At 62.5% G+C, this 16,900-nt stretch carries 17 protein-coding genes and 2 riboswitches; of the genes, 12 read left to right on the forward strand and 5 right to left on the reverse strand.

Translation table 11 applies throughout. The features are described from left to right. The first annotated feature begins 22 nt into the window (after nucleotides 1-22). Nucleotides 23-607: a Fe-S biogenesis protein NfuA gene (gene nfuA, locus BLO80_RS07005; RefSeq protein ID WP_003182850.1), complete on the forward strand. Its 585-nt coding sequence runs from the start codon at nucleotides 23-25 to the stop codon at nucleotides 605-607. 191 nt (nucleotides 608-798) lie between these two features. Here the strand turns inward: nfuA and cobM are convergent, their stop codons facing one another. The 4 genes from cobM to BLO80_RS07025 form a co-directional block, all read right to left on the reverse strand. After that, nucleotides 799-1,545, reverse strand: a complete 747-nt coding sequence (gene cobM, locus BLO80_RS07010; RefSeq protein ID WP_092327494.1) for a precorrin-4 C(11)-methyltransferase — start codon at nucleotides 1,543-1,545, stop codon at nucleotides 799-801. Nucleotides 1,546-1,622: 77 nt separating this feature from the next. Beyond that, nucleotides 1,623-2,027: a cobalamin biosynthesis protein gene (locus BLO80_RS07015; RefSeq protein WP_092327495.1), complete on the reverse strand. Its 405-nt coding sequence runs from the start codon at nucleotides 2,025-2,027 to the stop codon at nucleotides 1,623-1,625. Then, complete coding sequence (locus BLO80_RS07020; protein ID WP_092327497.1) at nucleotides 2,024-2,719, reverse strand: CbtA family protein; 696 nt, start codon at nucleotides 2,717-2,719, stop codon at nucleotides 2,024-2,026. Before BLO80_RS07020 ends, BLO80_RS07015 begins: the two co-directional genes overlap by 4 nt. A gap of 11 nt (nucleotides 2,720-2,730) precedes the next feature. Further along, nucleotides 2,731-2,916, reverse strand: a complete 186-nt coding sequence (locus tag BLO80_RS07025) for a CbtB domain-containing protein (RefSeq protein ID WP_092327498.1) — start codon at nucleotides 2,914-2,916, stop codon at nucleotides 2,731-2,733. Between the two features lie 100 nt (nucleotides 2,917-3,016). Then, a riboswitch (cobalamin riboswitch) is annotated at nucleotides 3,017-3,240 on the reverse strand. A gap of 112 nt (nucleotides 3,241-3,352) precedes the next feature. Next, nucleotides 3,353-3,568, forward strand: a riboswitch (cobalamin riboswitch). 97 nt (nucleotides 3,569-3,665) lie between these two features. Between BLO80_RS07025 and cobW the strand changes: the two genes are divergently transcribed. From cobW to BLO80_RS07070, 9 genes are all read left to right on the forward strand, one after another. Continuing rightward, the gene (cobW, locus tag BLO80_RS07030) at nucleotides 3,666-4,721 is read left to right on the forward strand and encodes a cobalamin biosynthesis protein CobW (RefSeq protein ID WP_092327500.1); all 1,056 of its coding nucleotides are present in this window, start codon (nucleotides 3,666-3,668) and stop codon (nucleotides 4,719-4,721) included. A gap of 3 nt (nucleotides 4,722-4,724) precedes the next feature. Then, nucleotides 4,725-8,498, forward strand: coding sequence for a cobaltochelatase subunit CobN (gene cobN / locus BLO80_RS07035; RefSeq protein ID WP_092327501.1), 3,774 nt, complete (start codon nucleotides 4,725-4,727; stop codon nucleotides 8,496-8,498). A 43-nt stretch (nucleotides 8,499-8,541) separates the two neighbouring features. Next, nucleotides 8,542-9,540, forward strand: coding sequence for a magnesium chelatase ATPase subunit I (locus tag BLO80_RS07040; protein ID WP_092327503.1), 999 nt, complete (start codon nucleotides 8,542-8,544; stop codon nucleotides 9,538-9,540). A gap of 101 nt (nucleotides 9,541-9,641) precedes the next feature. Then, on the forward strand, nucleotides 9,642-10,199 hold the full coding sequence (locus BLO80_RS07045; RefSeq protein WP_092327582.1) for a vWA domain-containing protein: 558 nt from the start codon (nucleotides 9,642-9,644) through the stop codon (nucleotides 10,197-10,199). A gap of 484 nt (nucleotides 10,200-10,683) precedes the next feature. Further along, complete coding sequence (locus BLO80_RS07050) at nucleotides 10,684-11,397, forward strand: methyltransferase (RefSeq protein ID WP_092327504.1); 714 nt, start codon at nucleotides 10,684-10,686, stop codon at nucleotides 11,395-11,397. Nucleotides 11,398-11,780: 383 nt separating this feature from the next. After that, the gene (locus BLO80_RS07055) at nucleotides 11,781-13,427 is read left to right on the forward strand and encodes a phospholipase D-like domain-containing protein (RefSeq protein WP_092327506.1); all 1,647 of its coding nucleotides are present in this window, start codon (nucleotides 11,781-11,783) and stop codon (nucleotides 13,425-13,427) included. Between the two features lie 66 nt (nucleotides 13,428-13,493). Next, on the forward strand, nucleotides 13,494-13,742 hold the full coding sequence (locus tag BLO80_RS07060) for a type II toxin-antitoxin system Phd/YefM family antitoxin (RefSeq protein ID WP_063321995.1): 249 nt from the start codon (nucleotides 13,494-13,496) through the stop codon (nucleotides 13,740-13,742). Continuing rightward, entirely contained in the window at nucleotides 13,732-14,013 is a 282-nt protein-coding gene (locus tag BLO80_RS07065; RefSeq protein WP_092145614.1) for a type II toxin-antitoxin system RelE family toxin, read from the forward strand. The genes BLO80_RS07060 and BLO80_RS07065 overlap by 11 nt, the downstream gene beginning before the upstream one ends. 78 nt (nucleotides 14,014-14,091) lie before the next feature. Continuing rightward, nucleotides 14,092-14,433 carry a YdcA family protein gene (locus BLO80_RS07070; protein ID WP_092327508.1) on the forward strand — a complete coding sequence of 114 codons (342 nt, stop codon included), beginning with the start codon at nucleotides 14,092-14,094 and terminating at the stop codon, nucleotides 14,431-14,433. A gap of 108 nt (nucleotides 14,434-14,541) precedes the next feature. Here the strand turns inward: BLO80_RS07070 and BLO80_RS07075 are convergent, their stop codons facing one another. Next, the gene (locus BLO80_RS07075; RefSeq protein WP_092327509.1) at nucleotides 14,542-14,988 is read right to left on the reverse strand and encodes a thioredoxin family protein; all 447 of its coding nucleotides are present in this window, start codon (nucleotides 14,986-14,988) and stop codon (nucleotides 14,542-14,544) included. A gap of 343 nt (nucleotides 14,989-15,331) precedes the next feature. Between BLO80_RS07075 and BLO80_RS07080 the strand changes: the two genes are divergently transcribed. Together BLO80_RS07080 and BLO80_RS07085 are read left to right on the forward strand one after the other, a co-directional pair. Next, nucleotides 15,332-16,180, forward strand: coding sequence for a transporter substrate-binding domain-containing protein (locus tag BLO80_RS07080; protein ID WP_060738109.1), 849 nt, complete (start codon nucleotides 15,332-15,334; stop codon nucleotides 16,178-16,180). A gap of 54 nt (nucleotides 16,181-16,234) precedes the next feature. Beyond that, nucleotides 16,235-16,897 carry an amino acid ABC transporter permease gene (locus BLO80_RS07085; RefSeq protein WP_092327511.1) on the forward strand — a complete coding sequence of 221 codons (663 nt, stop codon included), beginning with the start codon at nucleotides 16,235-16,237 and terminating at the stop codon, nucleotides 16,895-16,897. The last annotated feature ends 3 nt before the right edge of the window (nucleotides 16,898-16,900 follow it).

Raw genomic sequence — 16,900 nt, forward strand, 5'->3', positions numbered from 1 at the left:
GGCAAGCCTGCGAGGAGTTTCCATGACCGCCATTACCATTACCGATGCCGCCCACGATTACCTGGCCGACCTGCTGTCCAAGCAGAACACCCCGGGGATCGGGATCCGCATCTTCATCACCCAGCCCGGCACCCAGTACGCAGAGACGTGCATTGCCTACTGCAAGCCGGGAGAAGAAAAACCCGAAGACACCGCGTTGGGGCTCAAGAGCTTCACCGCGTACATCGACTCGTTCAGCGAAGCCTTCCTGGACGATGCGGTGGTCGACTACGCCACCGACCGCATGGGCGGCCAGCTGACCATCAAGGCACCGAATGCCAAGGTGCCGATGGTCAACGCCGACAGCCCGGTCAACGAGCGCATCAATTACTACCTGCAAACCGAAATCAACCCGGGGCTGGCCAGCCACGGCGGCCAGGTTTCGCTGATCGACGTGGTGGAAGACGGCATCGCCGTGCTCCAGTTCGGCGGCGGCTGCCAGGGCTGCGGCCAGGCTGACGTGACCTTGAAGGAAGGCATCGAGCGCACCTTGCTCGAGCGCATTCCAGAGCTCAAGGGCGTGCGCGACGTGACCGACCATACGCAGAAAGAAAACGCCTACTACTGATAGGTGTTCGCTGCGGGTAGTGTGTGGCGAGGGCGCTTGCTCCCTCGCCACACTGGTTTCAGTCGTCAGCCTGTACCCACCGCCCCTGTGGGAGCGAGCTTGCTCGCGATAGTGGTGGGTCAGCCTGCGATGATGTTGAATGTGCCGTCGTTATCGCGAGCAAGCTCGCTCCCACAGGGGATCGGATTGCGTCAGGGCCGGTAGAGATGCGCATGTCCGGCGCGGTACAGCGACGATTCGCTGAACACGTCATTACCCAGCACACGCCCCACCAGGATCAACGCCGTTCGGCGGAAACCCTTGGCCTGCACCTTCTCGGCAATATCTGCCAGCGTCCCCATCACCCAATCCTGATCCGGCCACGTCGCCCGGTGAATCACCGCAATCGGACAGTCGGCGCCGTAGTGGGGCAGCAGTTCGTCGACGATCTTTTCCAGGTGATTGACCCCCAGGTGAATCGCCATGGTCGCCCCGTGCTGTGCCAGGTTGCCCAGTTCTTCCCCAGCGGGCATCGGGGATTTATCGGCGTAACGGGTGAGGATCAGGCTCTGGGAGATGTCCGGCAAGGTCAGTTCGGCACCCAGCAGGGCGGCGCAGGCTGAGGTCGCGGTCACGCCCGGGATGATTTCGAAAGGGATGTCCAGTTCTCGCAGGCAACGAATCTGTTCGCCGATGGCGCCGTACAGGCTCGGGTCGCCGGAGTGCACCCGAGCCACGTCCTGGCCCTTGAGATGGGCGCTGCTGATCAATTCGATGATCTGTTCCAGGTGCAGCTCGGCGCTGTTGATCACCTGTTCGGCACAATGGCCTTCGAGGACGGCGGTCGGCACCAGCGAGCCGGCGTAGATGATCACCGCGCACTGGCGGATCAGTCGCTGGCCTTTGACCGTGATGAGGTCCGGGTCGCCGGGGCCGGCGCCGATGAAGTACACGGTCATGACCGGCTCCTGTGGAAGGTGGGTGAGCGTCGCCCAGATGAAGATCGCTCATGATCCTGGACGCCGATTATCGGGATTTACGCCACGACCGCCAACGCCAACGTGCTCATGGGGCCTCTCTGGCGGGGTATCAACAACGTTGCGGGCGTCGTGCCCAATTGGTCGGCCAAGGCCAGGGCGGCGCTTTCGGCGATGCCGTAGCAACCGGTTCGCTCGAAGGCGATCTCGGAACGATGGCTGAGCCGTCGCTCGTAACCGGCCAGCTGTTCGGCACTGAAGCAGGTCAGCGGCAGGGCCAGTTGCCCGGCCAGTTCCAGCAGCCCGGGCTCGTCACGCTTGAGGTCGATACTGGCCAGGGCCCGTACCTGGTGAAGTGCGATGCCGTGGGCCGACAACGTCTGTTCGAGCAAGGCCCGCAGCGTGCTGGCCGGACAACCGCGCTGGCAACCGAGGCCGATCACCAGCATCGCCCCAGTATTCATGCCTCGTGCTGGGCTTGACCGTCACGGCGAAACAGCCAGGCGCTGATCAGGCCCAGGGCCAGCCAGAAGGCGATGTTGGTCACCTGCGAGGCGATCTTGAACTGGCTTTCCAGCGCTTCGGGCGCCAGCATCGAGTGGACTTCGGGCTGCGGCGCACCGATGACGTGGGGCACCAGCAACGTCGCCACGCCCAGCAGCTTGAGCAGCCAATGCCGGCCGAAGACGATCAGGGCAATGCCCACCGCCGTCGAGGCCGCGGTGCCGATCCACCACATCTGCCGCTGGGCCAGGTCGGCCGCTGCGGTGCCGGGCAACTCCGGGGGCAGGCCGAGGGTGGGTGCCAGGACGAAAGTGGCATAACCGGCCAGGCCCCAGAGCAGACCCTGGGAAGTGCGAGTCGGTGCGCGCAAGGTGTACAGGCCCGCGAGCATCAGGGCAAAACCCACGGCCACCACCAGGTTACCGCCGGTGGTGGACAGCACGCGCTGCCAGCCGTCTTCCGGTTCCCAGGCCTCGGCATCATGGGTGTGGGCCACACTGTCGGTGTGCTCATGGACCTCGGTCGCCGGGGCCTTTTCGAAGGTTTCCGCCTGGAGAATCAGCGGCGATACCCAGAAACTCTGCAACAGGGTCAGCAGCAGGGCGGCCAGCAAGCCGCTGAAACCGGCGGTCTGCGCGATACGCTTGATCATGTCGTCAGTTCTCAGTGGCAGGGGAAGGCAGCGCTGTGGCGGGTATCGTGGGCGGCGTTGTGCACCGCTTCGATGTGGGAGAAACCGGCGAAATAGACCAGCCCCGCGCCCAGGATCGAAGCCAGGATCGCGGCGCTCAGGCGTTGGCTCAGGGTGGTGCTGCTGGCGGTGCGGGCGGTGCTGCTGATGGTCGACATGGCGCTTCCCTCTGTTTTTGTTCCGTGGGGATGCGAGCGCAAAATGAGACCCCGGGCGAAAGACCGCCAGGGTTCGAACAGCGCCCGCCCACCGCGGGTTGTTGATGCTTGAGTCATGGGCCGGTCTCCGGGCTCGCGAGGGGCAGGGGCTGAGCCTTGCCTGCAAGCGTCACCTTCCCATGTCCGGGGACACAGTGGTTCAGACGCTTCGCTCGCTTACCGTTGCGGGGGCAGCACCGGACTGACGTGGCTTTGGAGTAAAGCACACGATTCACCGGTTTCCCGTTTCACCCTGTGAAGGGCACCCGTAACTAGGCGCACAGGAGAGCATGGGTGGGGCGGGGCCGTCAATGCACAGGGGGCCGCTACGCAGCCCATCGCGAGCAAGAACACCACAGAACTTCCTTGCGAAGATTGACCCGCCCCCACACCCTGCGTAGCCTTGCGCCTTCGAGGTTCTTCGGCCTGCGCCGAAGCTAAGAAGGGAACGCGGTCCAAGCCGCGGCTGCCCCCGCAACTGTGAACGGTGAGGTTTCTGCAAGGCCACTGTGCATGCCCTTTTACCAAAGGCGCACGGGAAGGCGCAGCCATTGCCAGTCGCAAGACTGGCCCGCCGTCAGCCAGGAGACCTGCCTCGAGACAGATTCTCACTACAACCGGGCGGGGTGATCCGGTGGCGAAATCTTCCGTGCACACCTGTGCCCGCGGTTGTCGTCCCGTTTGCCCGCCACCTTGCCAAAGGGCATCCGATGAAAACACTGGCCAAACTCCCCGTCACCATCGTCACCGGCTTCCTCGGTTCGGGTAAGACCACCTTGCTGCGGCACATGCTCGACAACGCACAGGGCCGGCGCATCGCCGTGATCGTCAACGAGTTCGGCGAACTGGGCATCGACGGTGAGATCCTCAAGCAGTGCTCCATCGGTTGTACCGAAGAAGAAGCCAACGGCCGCGTCTACGAACTGGCCAACGGCTGCCTGTGCTGCACGGTGCAGGAAGAATTCTTCCCGGTGATGCGCGAGTTGGTGGCCCGGCGTGGCGACCTCGACCATATCCTGATCGAAACCTCCGGCCTGGCCTTGCCCAAGCCGCTGGTCCAGGCTTTCCAATGGCCGGAAATCCGCAGCGCCTGCACGGTCGATGCCGTGATTACCGTGGTCGACAGCCCAGCCGTGGCCGCCGGCACCTTCGCCGCCTTCCCCGACCAGGTCGATGCCCAGCGCAAACTCGATCCGAACCTGGACCACGAGTCGCCGTTGCACGAGCTGTTCGCCGATCAGTTGGCCAGCGCCGATCTGGTGATCCTCAACAAAGCCGACCTGATCAGCCCTGAAGACCTGGCCAAGGTTCGCCTGGAAGTCGCCGAAGAGCTGCCGCCGGCGGTCAAGGTCATCGAGGCCAGCAGCGGTCGCCTGCCGCTGGACGTGTTGATCGGCCTGGGCGCCGGTTCCGAAGAACACATCGACGGCCGCCACAGCCATCACGACCACCACCACGATGACGACCACGATCATGACGCCTTCGATTCCATCTCCATCGAGCTACCCCAGGCCGACGAAAGCCTGTTACTGGACGCGCTGACGCAGTTGGTGGTCCAGCACGGTGTACTGCGGGTCAAGGGTTTCGCGGCGATCCCGAACAAGCCGATGCGCCTGCTGATCCAAGGCGTTGGCACGCGTTTCGACAAACATTTCGACCGCCAGTGGGGCGCCGAGGAAGCGCGGGTCACCCGTCTGGTGCTGATCGGCCAGGCGCTCGATGCGGCATTGCTCGAAGCGCAGTTGCGCGCCGCCCTCAGCGCCTAAGCCATGCACCTGCTCAGGACCCAGCCCGGCGGTTTCGTGTCGGATGACAACATTGCCGACCTGGGGCAAACCCCTGCCGAGCTGGTGATCCTGTGCAGCGGCGACTCCAGCCTGGCGCTGCTGGCCGAAGCGGCGAAGCAGCTACCGGGCGATTATCCGGAGTTTCGCCTCGCCAATCCGATGCAGGTGCAGAACCACGCCTCGGTGGATCTGTATTTCGAAGACGTGCTGCGCCACGCCAAAGTTATCCTGCTGTCGCTGCACGGCGGCATTGGCTATTGGCGCTACGGCATCGAGCGCCTGATGGACCTGGCCGGGCGCGGGGTGAAGTTGATCCTGGTGCCGGGGGATGATCGACCGGACCCGGAACTCAGCGACCTGAGCAACGTAGCCGTCGAGGACCGCGACCGGCTCTGGCAGTTCTTGCGCCAGGGCGGCCTGGGCAATGCCCTGGACCTGTTTCACAACCTCGGCAGTCAATGGTTCGGCCGCGATTATCCCTGGGCCGAACCGCAAGTCCTGCCGCGCACGGCGATCTATCACCCGGAAAAAACCAGCGCCAGCCTCGGCGATTGGCAAGCCGAGTGGAACGCCGGGCAACCGGTGGCGGCGGTGCTGTTTTATCGCTCCCACTTGCAAGCGGCGAACACCGCATTCATCGACGTGTTCTGCCAGCGCCTGCAAGCGGCGGGGCTCAACCCGTTGCCGATTGCCGTGGCCAGCCTCAAGGAGCCCGGTTGCCTGGCGCTGGTGGAAGACTGGTTGGATGAAGTGGAGGCGGGGGTGATCCTCAATACCACCGGCTTCGCCCAGTCCAGCCCGGAAGCGCCGCACCTGCGGCCATTCCGTCGCAACATCCCGGTGATCCAGGCCATTTGTGCGCAGGACAACGAACCGGGCTGGCGCGCCAGCGAGCAGGGCCTGGGGCCACGGGATCTGGCGATGCACATTGCCCTGCCGGAACTGGATGGCCGGATCATCAGCCGCCCCATCAGTTTCAAGGACCTGGCCTGGCGCAGCGAGCGCAGCCAGAGCGACGTGGTCTGCTACCGCGCCGTACCCGAACGCATGGATTTTGTCGCCGAGCTGGCCCAACGTTGGACCACCCTGGCGCGCCTGCCCAATGGGCAGAAGCGTGTGGCGCTGATCCTCGCCAACTACCCGACCCGGGACGGACGCATCGGCAACGGCGTCGGCCTGGATACGCCGGCGGCGGCCTTGAATATCCTGCGGGCCTTGCAGGCCGAGGGCTATCCACTGCCGGCCGAACTGCCGGCGAGCGGCACTGCGTTGATCCGGCAATTGCTCGGCGGCGTCAGCAACGACCTGGACAGCCTCGACCTGCGTCCGTGTCACCAGAGCCTGGCCCTGGATGCCTACCTGGCCCTGTTCGACGTGCTGCCCGAAGCCAATCGCCAAGCGGTGCTGGCGCGCTGGGGCTCGCCCGAGCAGGACCCGATGTTCCGCGACGGCCGCCTGATGGTCGCCGGCCTGCGCCTGGGCCTGACCTTCGTCGGCATCCAGCCGGCCCGCGGCTATCAGGTCGATCCGAGCGCGGTGTACCACGACCCGGACCTGGTGCCGCCCCACGGTTACCTGGCGTTTTATTTCTGGTTGCGCCACACCTACGGCGTCCACGGGGTGATCCACGTCGGCAAGCACGGCAACCTCGAATGGCTGCCGGGCAAAGGTGTCGGGCTCTCGGAAAATTGCTGGCCGGACGTGCTGTTGGGGCCACTGCCGAATATCTATCCGTTCATCGTCAACGACCCGGGCGAGGGCGCCCAGGCCAAGCGTCGCACCCAGGCGGTGATCATCGACCACTTGATGCCGCCGCTGACCCGGGCCGAAACCTATGGGCCGCTGCGTAACCTCGAGCTGCTGGCCGACGAATACTACGAGGCGCAATTGCTCGATCCGCGTCGCGCCCGGGAACTGCAACGGGACATCCTCAACCTGGTGCGCGAGACCCACATCGACCGCGAGCTGCAACTGGATGCCGGCCTCGACAGCGATGCTGACGCCGCGATCTGGCTGCCACGCCTGGACACATACCTGTGCGACTTGAAGGAGTCGCAGATCCGTGACGGTTTGCACATTTTTGGTGAGTCGCCCAGCGGGCGGCTGCGCATCGATACGTTGTTGGCGTTGCTGCGCATTCCCCGGGGCGACGGCAAAGGCGCGCAGTCGAGCGTGTTGCGGGCGCTGGCCAAGGCGTTCGGGCTGGGTTTCGATCCGCTGGATTGTGCCTTGGCCGAGCCTTGGACTGGCGACTGTCCCGAGGCCTTGCTTCGGGTCAGCGACGAGCCTTGGCGCACCGCCGGCGATACCCGCGAGCGCCTGGAGTTGTTCGCCGCGCAGTTGATCGAGCAGGCACTGGACGGTGTGGTCGAGCAGCTCAATGCGCCGGGCTGGGAGACGGTGGGCGACATCATCGAAAACCTTCGCACTGTCGTGGCTCCGCGCCTGGACGCCTGTGGTCCGGCGGAAATCCATGGCCTGCTCGATGCCTTGAGCGGGCGCTTCGTGCCGGCCGGCCCCAGCGGCGCGCCGAGTCGCGGACGCCTCGACGTGCTGCCCACCGGACGCAATTTCTTCTCGGTGGACGTGCGCAACCTGCCCACCACCACGGCGTGGCGCATCGGTTTCCAATCGGCGAACCTGATCCTCGAGCGGCACTTGCAGGACCACGGCGATCACCTGCGCCAGCTCGGCCTGTCGGTGTGGGGCACCGCCACCATGCGCACCGGCGGCGACGACATCGCCCAGGCCATGGCCTTGATGGGCGTGCGTCCGGTGTGGGCCACCGGCAGCCAGCGGGTCGATGACTTCGAGATCCTGCCGCTGAGCCTGCTGGACCGGCCGCGGGTCGATGTCACGCTGCGGGTGTCCGGGTTCTTCCGGGACGCCTTTGCCAACCTGATCCGGCTGTTCGATGCAGCGGTGCAGGCCGTCGCCGCCCTCGATGAGCCGGACGACATGAACCCTCTGGCGGCCAAGGTCCGTGGCGAACGCGAAGCCTTGTTGGCGTCGGGCCTGGAGCCGGAAGCGGCGGCACGCCAGGCCGGCTGGCGGATCTTCGGTGCCAAGCCCGGCGCCTATGGCGCGGGTGTGCAGGGTGCGATCGACGGTCGTTTGTGGCAAAGCCGCGAGGATTTGGCCGAGGTGTACCTGAACTGGGGCGGCTACGCTTACGGCGGTAGCGATGAAGGCACTGCCGCCCGGGAGCCGTTCTCCCGGCGCTTGAGCCAGGTGCAGGCGGTGTTGCAGAACCAGGACAACCGCGAGCACGACCTGCTCGATTCCAACGATTACTACCAATTCCAGGGCGGCATGCTGGCGGCGGTGGAGACCCTCAGCGGGCAAGCCGCGGCCAGCTATCATGGCGATCACAGCCAGCCGGACTTGCCCAGGATTCGTACCCTGAAGGAAGAACTCAACCGCGTCATCCGTTCCCGCGCGGCCAATCCGAAGTGGATCGACGGCGTGAAGCGGCATGGCTATAAAGGCGCGTTCGAGCTGGCGGCGACGGTGGACAACCTGTTCGCCTTCGACGCCACCACGCAGCTGATCGACGATCACCAGTACGCTTTGCTGGCCGATGCCTACCTGCTCGATCCGGACACCCGGGACTTCGTCCGCCAGCACAACCCCGACGCCCTGCGGGACATGACCGAGCGCATGCTCGAAGCGCAGCAGCGAGGGATGTGGCAGGCGCCGGGGGAGTATCGCGAGGCGCTGGAGAATTTGTTGTTGGACATTGAGGAGGATGGCTGAAATGAGGACAACAGGAACGTCGCACATTCATGAGGCATTCACCATGATGCAACCCCATTTCCCGCTCTCCGCCGTGGTCGGCGCCGATGACCTGAAACTGGCCCTGTGCCTGGCCGCGATCGATCCGAAAATCGGCGGTGTGCTGATCGAGGGTCCGAGGGGCATGGCCAAGTCCACCTTGGCCCGGGGCCTGGCGGACCTGCTGGCCAGCGGTCAGTTCGTCACCTTGCCCCTCGGTGCCACCGAAGAGCGGCTGGTGGGCACCCTCGATCTGGATGTGGCCCTGGGGGAGGGGCGCGCGCAGTTTTCTCCCGGCGTGCTGGCCAAGGCCGACGGTGGCGTGCTGTATGTCGATGAAGTGAACCTGCTGCCCGATCACCTGGTGGACCTGCTGCTGGATGTGGCGGCCAGTGGCACCAACCTGATCGAGCGTGACGGCATTTCCCATCGGCATCCGGCGCGCTTTGTGCTGATCGGCACCATGAACCCGGAAGAGGGCGAGCTGCGCCCGCAATTGCTCGACCGTTTCGGCCTGAACGTCGCCCTCGACGGTCACACTGCACCGGCTGAGCGTGGCCAGATCATTCGCCGGCGATTGGATTTCGACAGTGACCCACTGGCGTTCTGCGCGGAGTGGGAGACGGCCCAGCAGCAGTTGCGTGAACGCTGCCAACAGGCGCGCAATCGATTGGCCGGGATCGCCTTGGATGATGCGGCGCTGGCGCAGATCACCGAGCGCTGTTTTGCCGCCGGGGTCGATGGCTTGCGCGCTGACCTGGTCTGGCTGCGGGCGGCCCGGGCCCATGCGGCTTGGCGCGGCGCTGCTGGGATTGCCGATGAGGACATCGATGCGGTCGCCGAATTTGCCCTGCGGCACCGGCGGCGCGGGCATTCGGCACCGGCGTCGTCCCAGGCGCCGCAAACGGCTGCGAATGAAACGGCCAAGCCCAACGAAGGCCAAGGCCAATGGGGCGACCTGCCGGCCCGGGCACTGCCGACCGGTGCCCGACGTGACGTGCCGAGCTGGCCAAAAAAGCCCTAGGCATTCGCCCTCGTTCAACGGCGGGGGCGAATGCCAGGCCCCGTGCAGGACAGTTGGAGCAGGGACGCCAGGGTCGGAGCAAAGCCGCGGCCAGCGGTGCGGTGAACTGGCCGGGAACATTGCTCAATGGCCGGCCACACCGGCATGCAGACTTGCGCTGGCACGCTCGGCATCGGGCGCCTCATGAGCTGTGGCTGGTCATCGTCGATGCGTCGGCCTCGACCCGTCGTCATCGCGCCTTGAGTGACGGCAAAGGCTTGTTGGCGCAACTGTTCGACGACGCCTACCGGCAACGCGCTCGCTTGGCGCTGTTGACCGCCAGCGGTACGCAACCGAACTGGCAGGTGCAAGGGCTCAAGGCCTCGGCGGGCCTGCGCGACTGGCTCGATGGCCTGGGCGCCGGCGGCGGTACACCGTTGATGGCGGCGCTGAACGAGGCCGGACGCTGGTTGACGGCCCGGCGCAAGCGCTTCCCGGCGGAGCAACAGCGGGTGTTGGTGATGACCGACGGGCGAGTCAAGGAGGGACTGTCACTGCCCTCCCTGGATTGCCCGTGCCTGTTGGTCGACATCGAGCGCGGCCCGATTCGCCTGGGCCGGGCCCGGCAGTTGGCGGGGCAGTTGCAGGCTGAGTATCGGCATATCGATGAGGCTGACTGAAAGGTTCTGTGACTGTCAGGGCCCCCATCGCGAGCAAGCTCGCTCCCACACTGTTTTTGTGAACACATGAATGACGAACCCCGGCCCCCTGTGGGAGCGAGCTTGCTCGCGATGGCATCCCCTCGGTTTCAATGAACTGTCCACCTGACCCGCATCACTGCACTATGCTCAGGCAGCCCCTCACAGGCGTGAATCATGCGCGTCACCAATGCCCAGGATGACTTTCGGGTCAAGTCCAAGAGTGCGCGAGCAGTCCGATGTTTCCGTGGCGGCCATTGCGATGAGGCATGGTATCAACGCCAATGTCGTTTGCTGGTGGCTACCGCTTTACCGCGATAGCAGGCCATCCTGCTGCAATAGACGGGGTGGGCGCGGCCAACTCGCTGTTTTGGTTTGCCAAACGGCGGCAGTCAGTTGAGTTATTGGAACCCCAACGGATTTGTTACCACTCACCTTGAGTCAATACAAACCAAGGGAGTTGGCAATGCTCGAAGATACAATTGAATCAACAAAAATCTATCCCCGAATTTTTCCAATGGACTGGATTGAAATCGGGCCGAGTACGTTTTCGAGCCATGCGCAACACGTTGCCAATCTAGCCAAGCCGCAACCTGCCGCCTCAATAGGCGGCGTCGAGCTATTTCTTCCGCCAAATGTGTACCATCCCGGAGTCGGACTATCCTCCAGCCTTTTGGTTGACGCACTTTTGAACGAAAACATGGGGAGAACCGTGTTGGACTTGGGGTGTGGCAGTGGTTTTGTCGGAATCTCTCTCTATCGCCAAGGGATGGATCTGATTCTGGCCGATATTTCAAATGCCTCAATCTTGAGCACAACCGAAAATCTCCGCCGTATTGGTATACCGGGGAGAGTAATCTTGAGTGATTTATTCTCAAATCTGAAAGGCATGCGCTTCGACACTATCCTATTTAATCCGCCTTTATTCGACAAAACTGTAGAGCACGAAGCTGAAATCGCATTATGTGACCCCAATGGCGATTTGTTGACTCGTTTTCTAACTGAGGCGCCACAGCACTTGACTTCAACTGGTTGTCTTTATTTTATGGCGTCCAACCTGATGAATCGCGAGGCGTTGTTAAGTGGATTGGGTAGTTATCGATATAAGATCATCTCGTCTTCATTTTCAACGCAGTCGGGGGTCTCACGCTGGATAGTCAGCGCTCGATCAAAGCATTGAGCGAAACGCTAGATTGTTATCTCCTGCTTATCGATGGAGTTACAATTTGCGATATATGTACGTCCGGACATCTCATCTTGCGCAACTAAACCGGTTGCCATCTGTGTGGCAGAAGCGCTGACAGCCCAGACATCAACAAGCTTCATCGTCAAACGGCAGAGTTGTTGAACCTTGCGCCTTCTCAGCATACGGAGCAGGTTTTCAAGCAGATATTAGTTGGATGTGCAGCCGTTGTTGAAGAACATTTTGGGTCAGTCCACTGTTTTGTAAACACATGAATGACGAACCCCGGACCCCTGTGGGAGCGAGCCTGCTCGCGATGGCATCCCCTCCTGACCCGTATCGCTGCACTATGCTCAGGCAGCCCCTCACAGGAGTGAACCATGCGCGTACTCGTCACCAACCCCCAGGACGATTTTCGGGTCAAGGCCTATGCCGGCACCAACGGCGTGCTGCTCGCCATGGACCTGGCCGAACCCCGGCGCAAGGGCTTGCTGGGTTTTGCCATCGAGAAACAGCAGGGGGACAAGCCCTGGCTGTTCCTGTTCAACAGCCTGACCTTCCCCGACAAGGCCCACACCTTTCCCCAGTTCCACGCCACCCCCAGTGACAAGGCACCCCTGCAGAAATTTCGCTGGGCCGACTACGCCGTCAACCCCGGCGTGACGATCCACTACCGCGTGCACCTGGCCTATGGCAGCCCCGATTCACCGCAATTGGGCGAATCCCTGGCCGTCACCGTCACCAGCGACGACGGGCAGCCGGCCGACCAGCGGGTCATTTTTAACCGTGCCGTGGCCGCCAGCCAGGCGTTCCAGCGCAAGTTTCCCGAAGTGGACGCGCTGCTCGATGCCAACAAGCACCTGTCCATCGATGACTGGCCCGACGCACCACGTCGCTGGTTGGAAAACGGCTTGCTGGGGCGCTTGACCGGTTTCATCGACCGGGCGCTGGATGCCAACTGGGCCCTTGATGTCGCCATCTATGAATACGAATTGCCGATGATCGTCGACGCGGTGACTGCCGCTCACGCTCGCGGCGCCCAGGTGCGGGTGCTGTATCACGCCGAGCCGGGAGACGACACCACGGCGCGCAACGAAGCCAGCCTCGAGAACATGCCGGCGGCCAACAAACGTGGGCGGATCACCCACAACATTTTCCATAACAAGTTCATTGTGCTGAGCAAGGTGGAGGCCAGCGGCTCATTGCAACCTGAAGCCGTGCTGTGCGGCAGCACCAACTTCACCGCCAACGGTGTCTACCGCCAGGCCAACGTCGTGCATGTGCTGGACGACCCTCGGATCAGCAGCCGCTATCTCCAGGTATTCGAGCAAATCTGGGCAACGCCCCAGGACGTCGATGCCACTCGCCAGTGGCTGACCCTGAACAATGCCATGGCCCCGCAAGAGGCGTTGTTCGCCGGGTTCTCGCCGCGCGCCGGGGAGGGCGACCTGGATCGCTTTGTCGACATCATCAACGGGGCGCGAAAGGACCTGTTGTTCGTCACCGCCTTTGTGTTGCCCGACCGCATCCTCGACGCCTTGCTCGGCCAGCCCAATGACGACGTGTTGCGCTACGGCCTGCAAAACAGCAAGAGCCGCATCACCGGCTTCCATGCCGACCGCACCGCCGAATTCGCCGCCACCGCGTTGCTCAACACCGGTCTGGAAGGCTGGCTGCGGGAAAACATGAAAGGCCAGAAGGGCAATCTACTGGTGCACACTAAAGCCATCGTCACCGACTTCACCAGCGACACGCCGACCATCCTCAGCGGCAGCCACAACCTCAGCGCCGCCGCCAGCAGCGGCAATGACGAGAACTACCTGATCATTCAGGGCAATACCGACCTGGCCGACCGCTACGGGCTGGAATTGCTGCGTTTCTATGAGCATTACCGCTTTCGCTACTTCGCGAAAAAACTCGCCCTCAAACAGGTCAAGCCACTGGCGGTGGATGATAGCTGGAGTGATGACTATTACCGCGGGGGGGATTTGCGGATGTTGTCCAGGGTGAGGTTTTGCGGGCGTTGAGCAGTAGCAAGGGGTGTTTTAGAGTGCTATTTTTAGCGCTATTAAGAGTACTCAAGGACTCGTTTCATGACACATATCGTGCTTTCCCAAGTAGTCGCCAGCATTTCTGAGCTCAAGAAAAACCCAATGGGCACCGTTGCTGCCGGTGGAGGATTATCTGTAGCGATCCTCAATCGTAATGAGCCCGCGTTCTATTGCGTCCCTGCCAGGGAATATGAGGCCATGATGGACCGGCTTGAGGACATGGAGTTGGCTGCTCTTTGCCGCGAGCGTGAAAACGATCCAACGATCAAGGTGTCTCTTGATGACCTATGAGTTGGAGTTTTCCGATAAGGCATGGAAGGAATGGCAGAAATTGGGGGCAACACTCAGGGAGCAATTCAAAAAAAAGCTTGAAGAGCGACTGGTGAATCCACATGTCCAAGCGGACCGTCTCACTGGGTTGGGCAACGCTTATAAAATCAAGCTGCGAAGTGCGGGTTATCGATTGGTTTACCGCGTAGTAGATGATGTGCTGGTCGTCACGGTGATTGCAGTGGGTAAGCGCGAGCGCGGCCAGGTTTATGACGAGGCAGCCAGGCGGTAATGGCCAAATTTCCCCGATAGCGTTTGTGGAACGCTTTCCAGTGATAGCATAGAGCCATCTATCAGCCAGGAAGCTGCCATGAAACTCTGTCACGGAACGTCCGCTTTACTTCGCACCTGTGTCGCGATCCTGTTGTTGGCCCTGGGTACTTCGGCCATCGCCGCCAATCAACCGTGTTCCGGGCGCAAGGGCGGTATTGCCGGATGCGACGGCGATACCTTCCTGTGCAATGACGGCTCCATCAGTGCTTCGAAGAAGTCCTGTTCCGCTGTGCTGGGGCTTCGGAACGACGCGCGCCCGCAGTCGCTGCTCAAGTCCGCCGACGGTTGCCAATGCGGCAGTGGCAATTACTGCGTCGGTCCCCGGGGCGGGGTCTATTGCCTCACGCCTGGCGGCAGCAAGAGCTACAAGCGCAAATAGACCAGGCACACCGCTGAACAATGGTGGAAGCGAGCTTGCTCGCGATGGCGTCAGGTCGGTGGGCATCAACCTTGGCTGACCCACCGCTATCGCGACTCGCTCCCACTGTTATCGAAACGTTGCCCGCATCCTCATCAGCGCTCGCCCTCGGCTGGCGGTGCACAAAGTCTGGAACTGCTGCCGCAGCCAATTCACGTCATGGCGCATCGGGCGAAACGAGCGCCGAGGCTTTGTCCGGCCGACATGTTCGGCAAAGTTGCGCGTCAGCGAGGGCTGGTCGCCGATGCCCTTGAGCTTGCGGCACAACTTTCCATCCTTATAGAACAGCACGGTCGGTGTCCCGCTGACTTCCGGATGCCGGGGCGATTCGTGGGTGCTCAATTTGTAGATGATGGCTCGATCCTGGAATGCCTCGGCCACCTTGCAGAACACCGGTTCGGCCCAGCCGCAGGCGTAGCAGTGTGGATGACCGAAGTAAAAAATCACCGGACGCCAGGTCCTGAGGGCCTGGCGGTAGTCCTTTTGTGACGCTACGTGAGTAATGAGCGAACTCATGGCCGGCTCCCTTGTACCTCGACGGTGACAGGAACGATAAGGAACCCGGCGGGGGATCGCTACTGTCAGGGTTGACAGGTGGCCTGCTCTGTTTCAGTGCGAAGCGGATCGCAAATACTCTATTTGGGGCCTTGGTACCCAGACGCCGTAGCCAACGGTAGCAAGCGTGCCTGCGGTCCACGAGCGTTCCTGGGTGCTCGGTTTTTCCATCCCCCTGATTTCATTCGCTTTCCATTTTTCTCACCCAGGCATTGCAAGCCTGTGGCACACTTTCTGCTGTCTATTCCGTTGTTACATACCATGTTCCGGTATAACGGAATAAACTCATTCTGGAGTGCTTGCCATGCAACGCCGACCTTCCTTGTTCAAAGCGTGTGTTTTTCTCTTCGCGGCCACGACGGCTGCCATGGGGGTCGCTCAGGCGGCCGACAGCAAGCTGGACAGCGTGCTGCAGCGGGGGAAATTGATCGTGGGCACGGGCAGTACCAATGCGCCGTGGCACTTCCAGGGAGCGGATGGCAAGTTGCAGGGCTTTGATATCGATATCGCACGCATGGTCGCCAAGGGCCTGTTCAATGACCCGGAGAAGGTCGAGTTCGTGGTGCAGTCGTCCGATGCGCGGATCCCCAACCTGCTGACCGATAAGGTCGACATGAGCTGCCAGTTCATCACCGTCACCGCCAGTCGTGCCCAGCAAGTGGCGTTCACCCTGCCGTACTACCGCGAAGGCGTGGGCCTGCTGCTGCCGGCCAACAGCAAGTACAAGGAAATCGAAGACCTCAAGGCCGCGGGCGATGACGTCACCGTGGCGGTGCTGCAGAACGTCTACGCCGAAGAATTGGTGCACCAGGCGCTGCCCAAGGCCAAGGTCGACCAGTACGACAGCGTCGACCTGATGTACCAGGCGGTGAACTCCGGCCGCGCCGATGCCGCCGCCACCGACCAATCCTCGGTCAAGTACCTGATGGTGCAGAACCCTGGGCGCTACCGCAGCCCGGCCTATGCCTGGAGCCCGCAAACCTACGCCTGTGCGGTCAAGCGCGGCGACCAGGATTGGCTGAACTTCGTCAACACCACCTTGCATGAAGCCATGACCGGCGTGGAATTTCCCACCTATGCGGCGTCGTTCAAGCAGTGGTTCGGCGTCGAGCTGCCGTCGCCGGCGATTGGTTTCCCCGTTGAATTCAAATGACCCTGTGAGCCCGGGGCGCCCCTTGCGGGCGCCTCGTCGAAGGTACTGCCAACCATGAATTATCAGTTGAACTTTGCCGCCGTCTGGCGCGATTTCGACACCTTGCTGGCGGGGCTGGGCCTGGGGCTTTCCCTGGCGCTGGTGTCGATCGCCATCGGTTGCGTGATCGGCCTGGCCATGGCGTTCGCGCTGCTGAGCAAGCACCGGGTCCTGCGGGTGCTGGCGTCGGTGTATGTCACGGTGATCCGCAATACGCCGATCCTGGTGCTGATCCTGTTGATCTACTTCGCCTTGCCGAGCCTGGGCATCCGCCTGGACAAGCTGCCGTCGTTCGTCATCACCCTCTCGTTGTACGCCGGGGCCTACCTGACCGAAGTGTTCCGCGGTGGGTTGATGAGCATTCACAAGGGGCAGCGGGAAGCGGGGCTGGCCATCGGCCTGGGCGAGTGGCAGGTGAAGGCCTACGTCACCGTGCCGGTGATGCTGCGCAACGTGTTGCCGGCCTTGTCGAACAACTTCATTTCGCTGTTCAAGGACACCTCCCTGGCGGCGGCGATCGCCGTGCCGGAGCTGACCTATTACGCCCGCAAGATCAACGTGGAGAGCTACCGGGTGATCGAAACCTGGCTGGTGACCACGGCCCTGTATGTCGCGGCCTGTTACCTCATTGCCATGGTGTTGCGGTATTTCGAGCAGCGCCTGGCGATCCGCCGTTAGGAG

It is taken from the genome of Pseudomonas sp. NFACC56-3, assembly GCF_900100025.1.
Lineage (GTDB): Bacteria > Pseudomonadota > Gammaproteobacteria > Pseudomonadales > Pseudomonadaceae > Aquipseudomonas > Aquipseudomonas fluorescens_AA.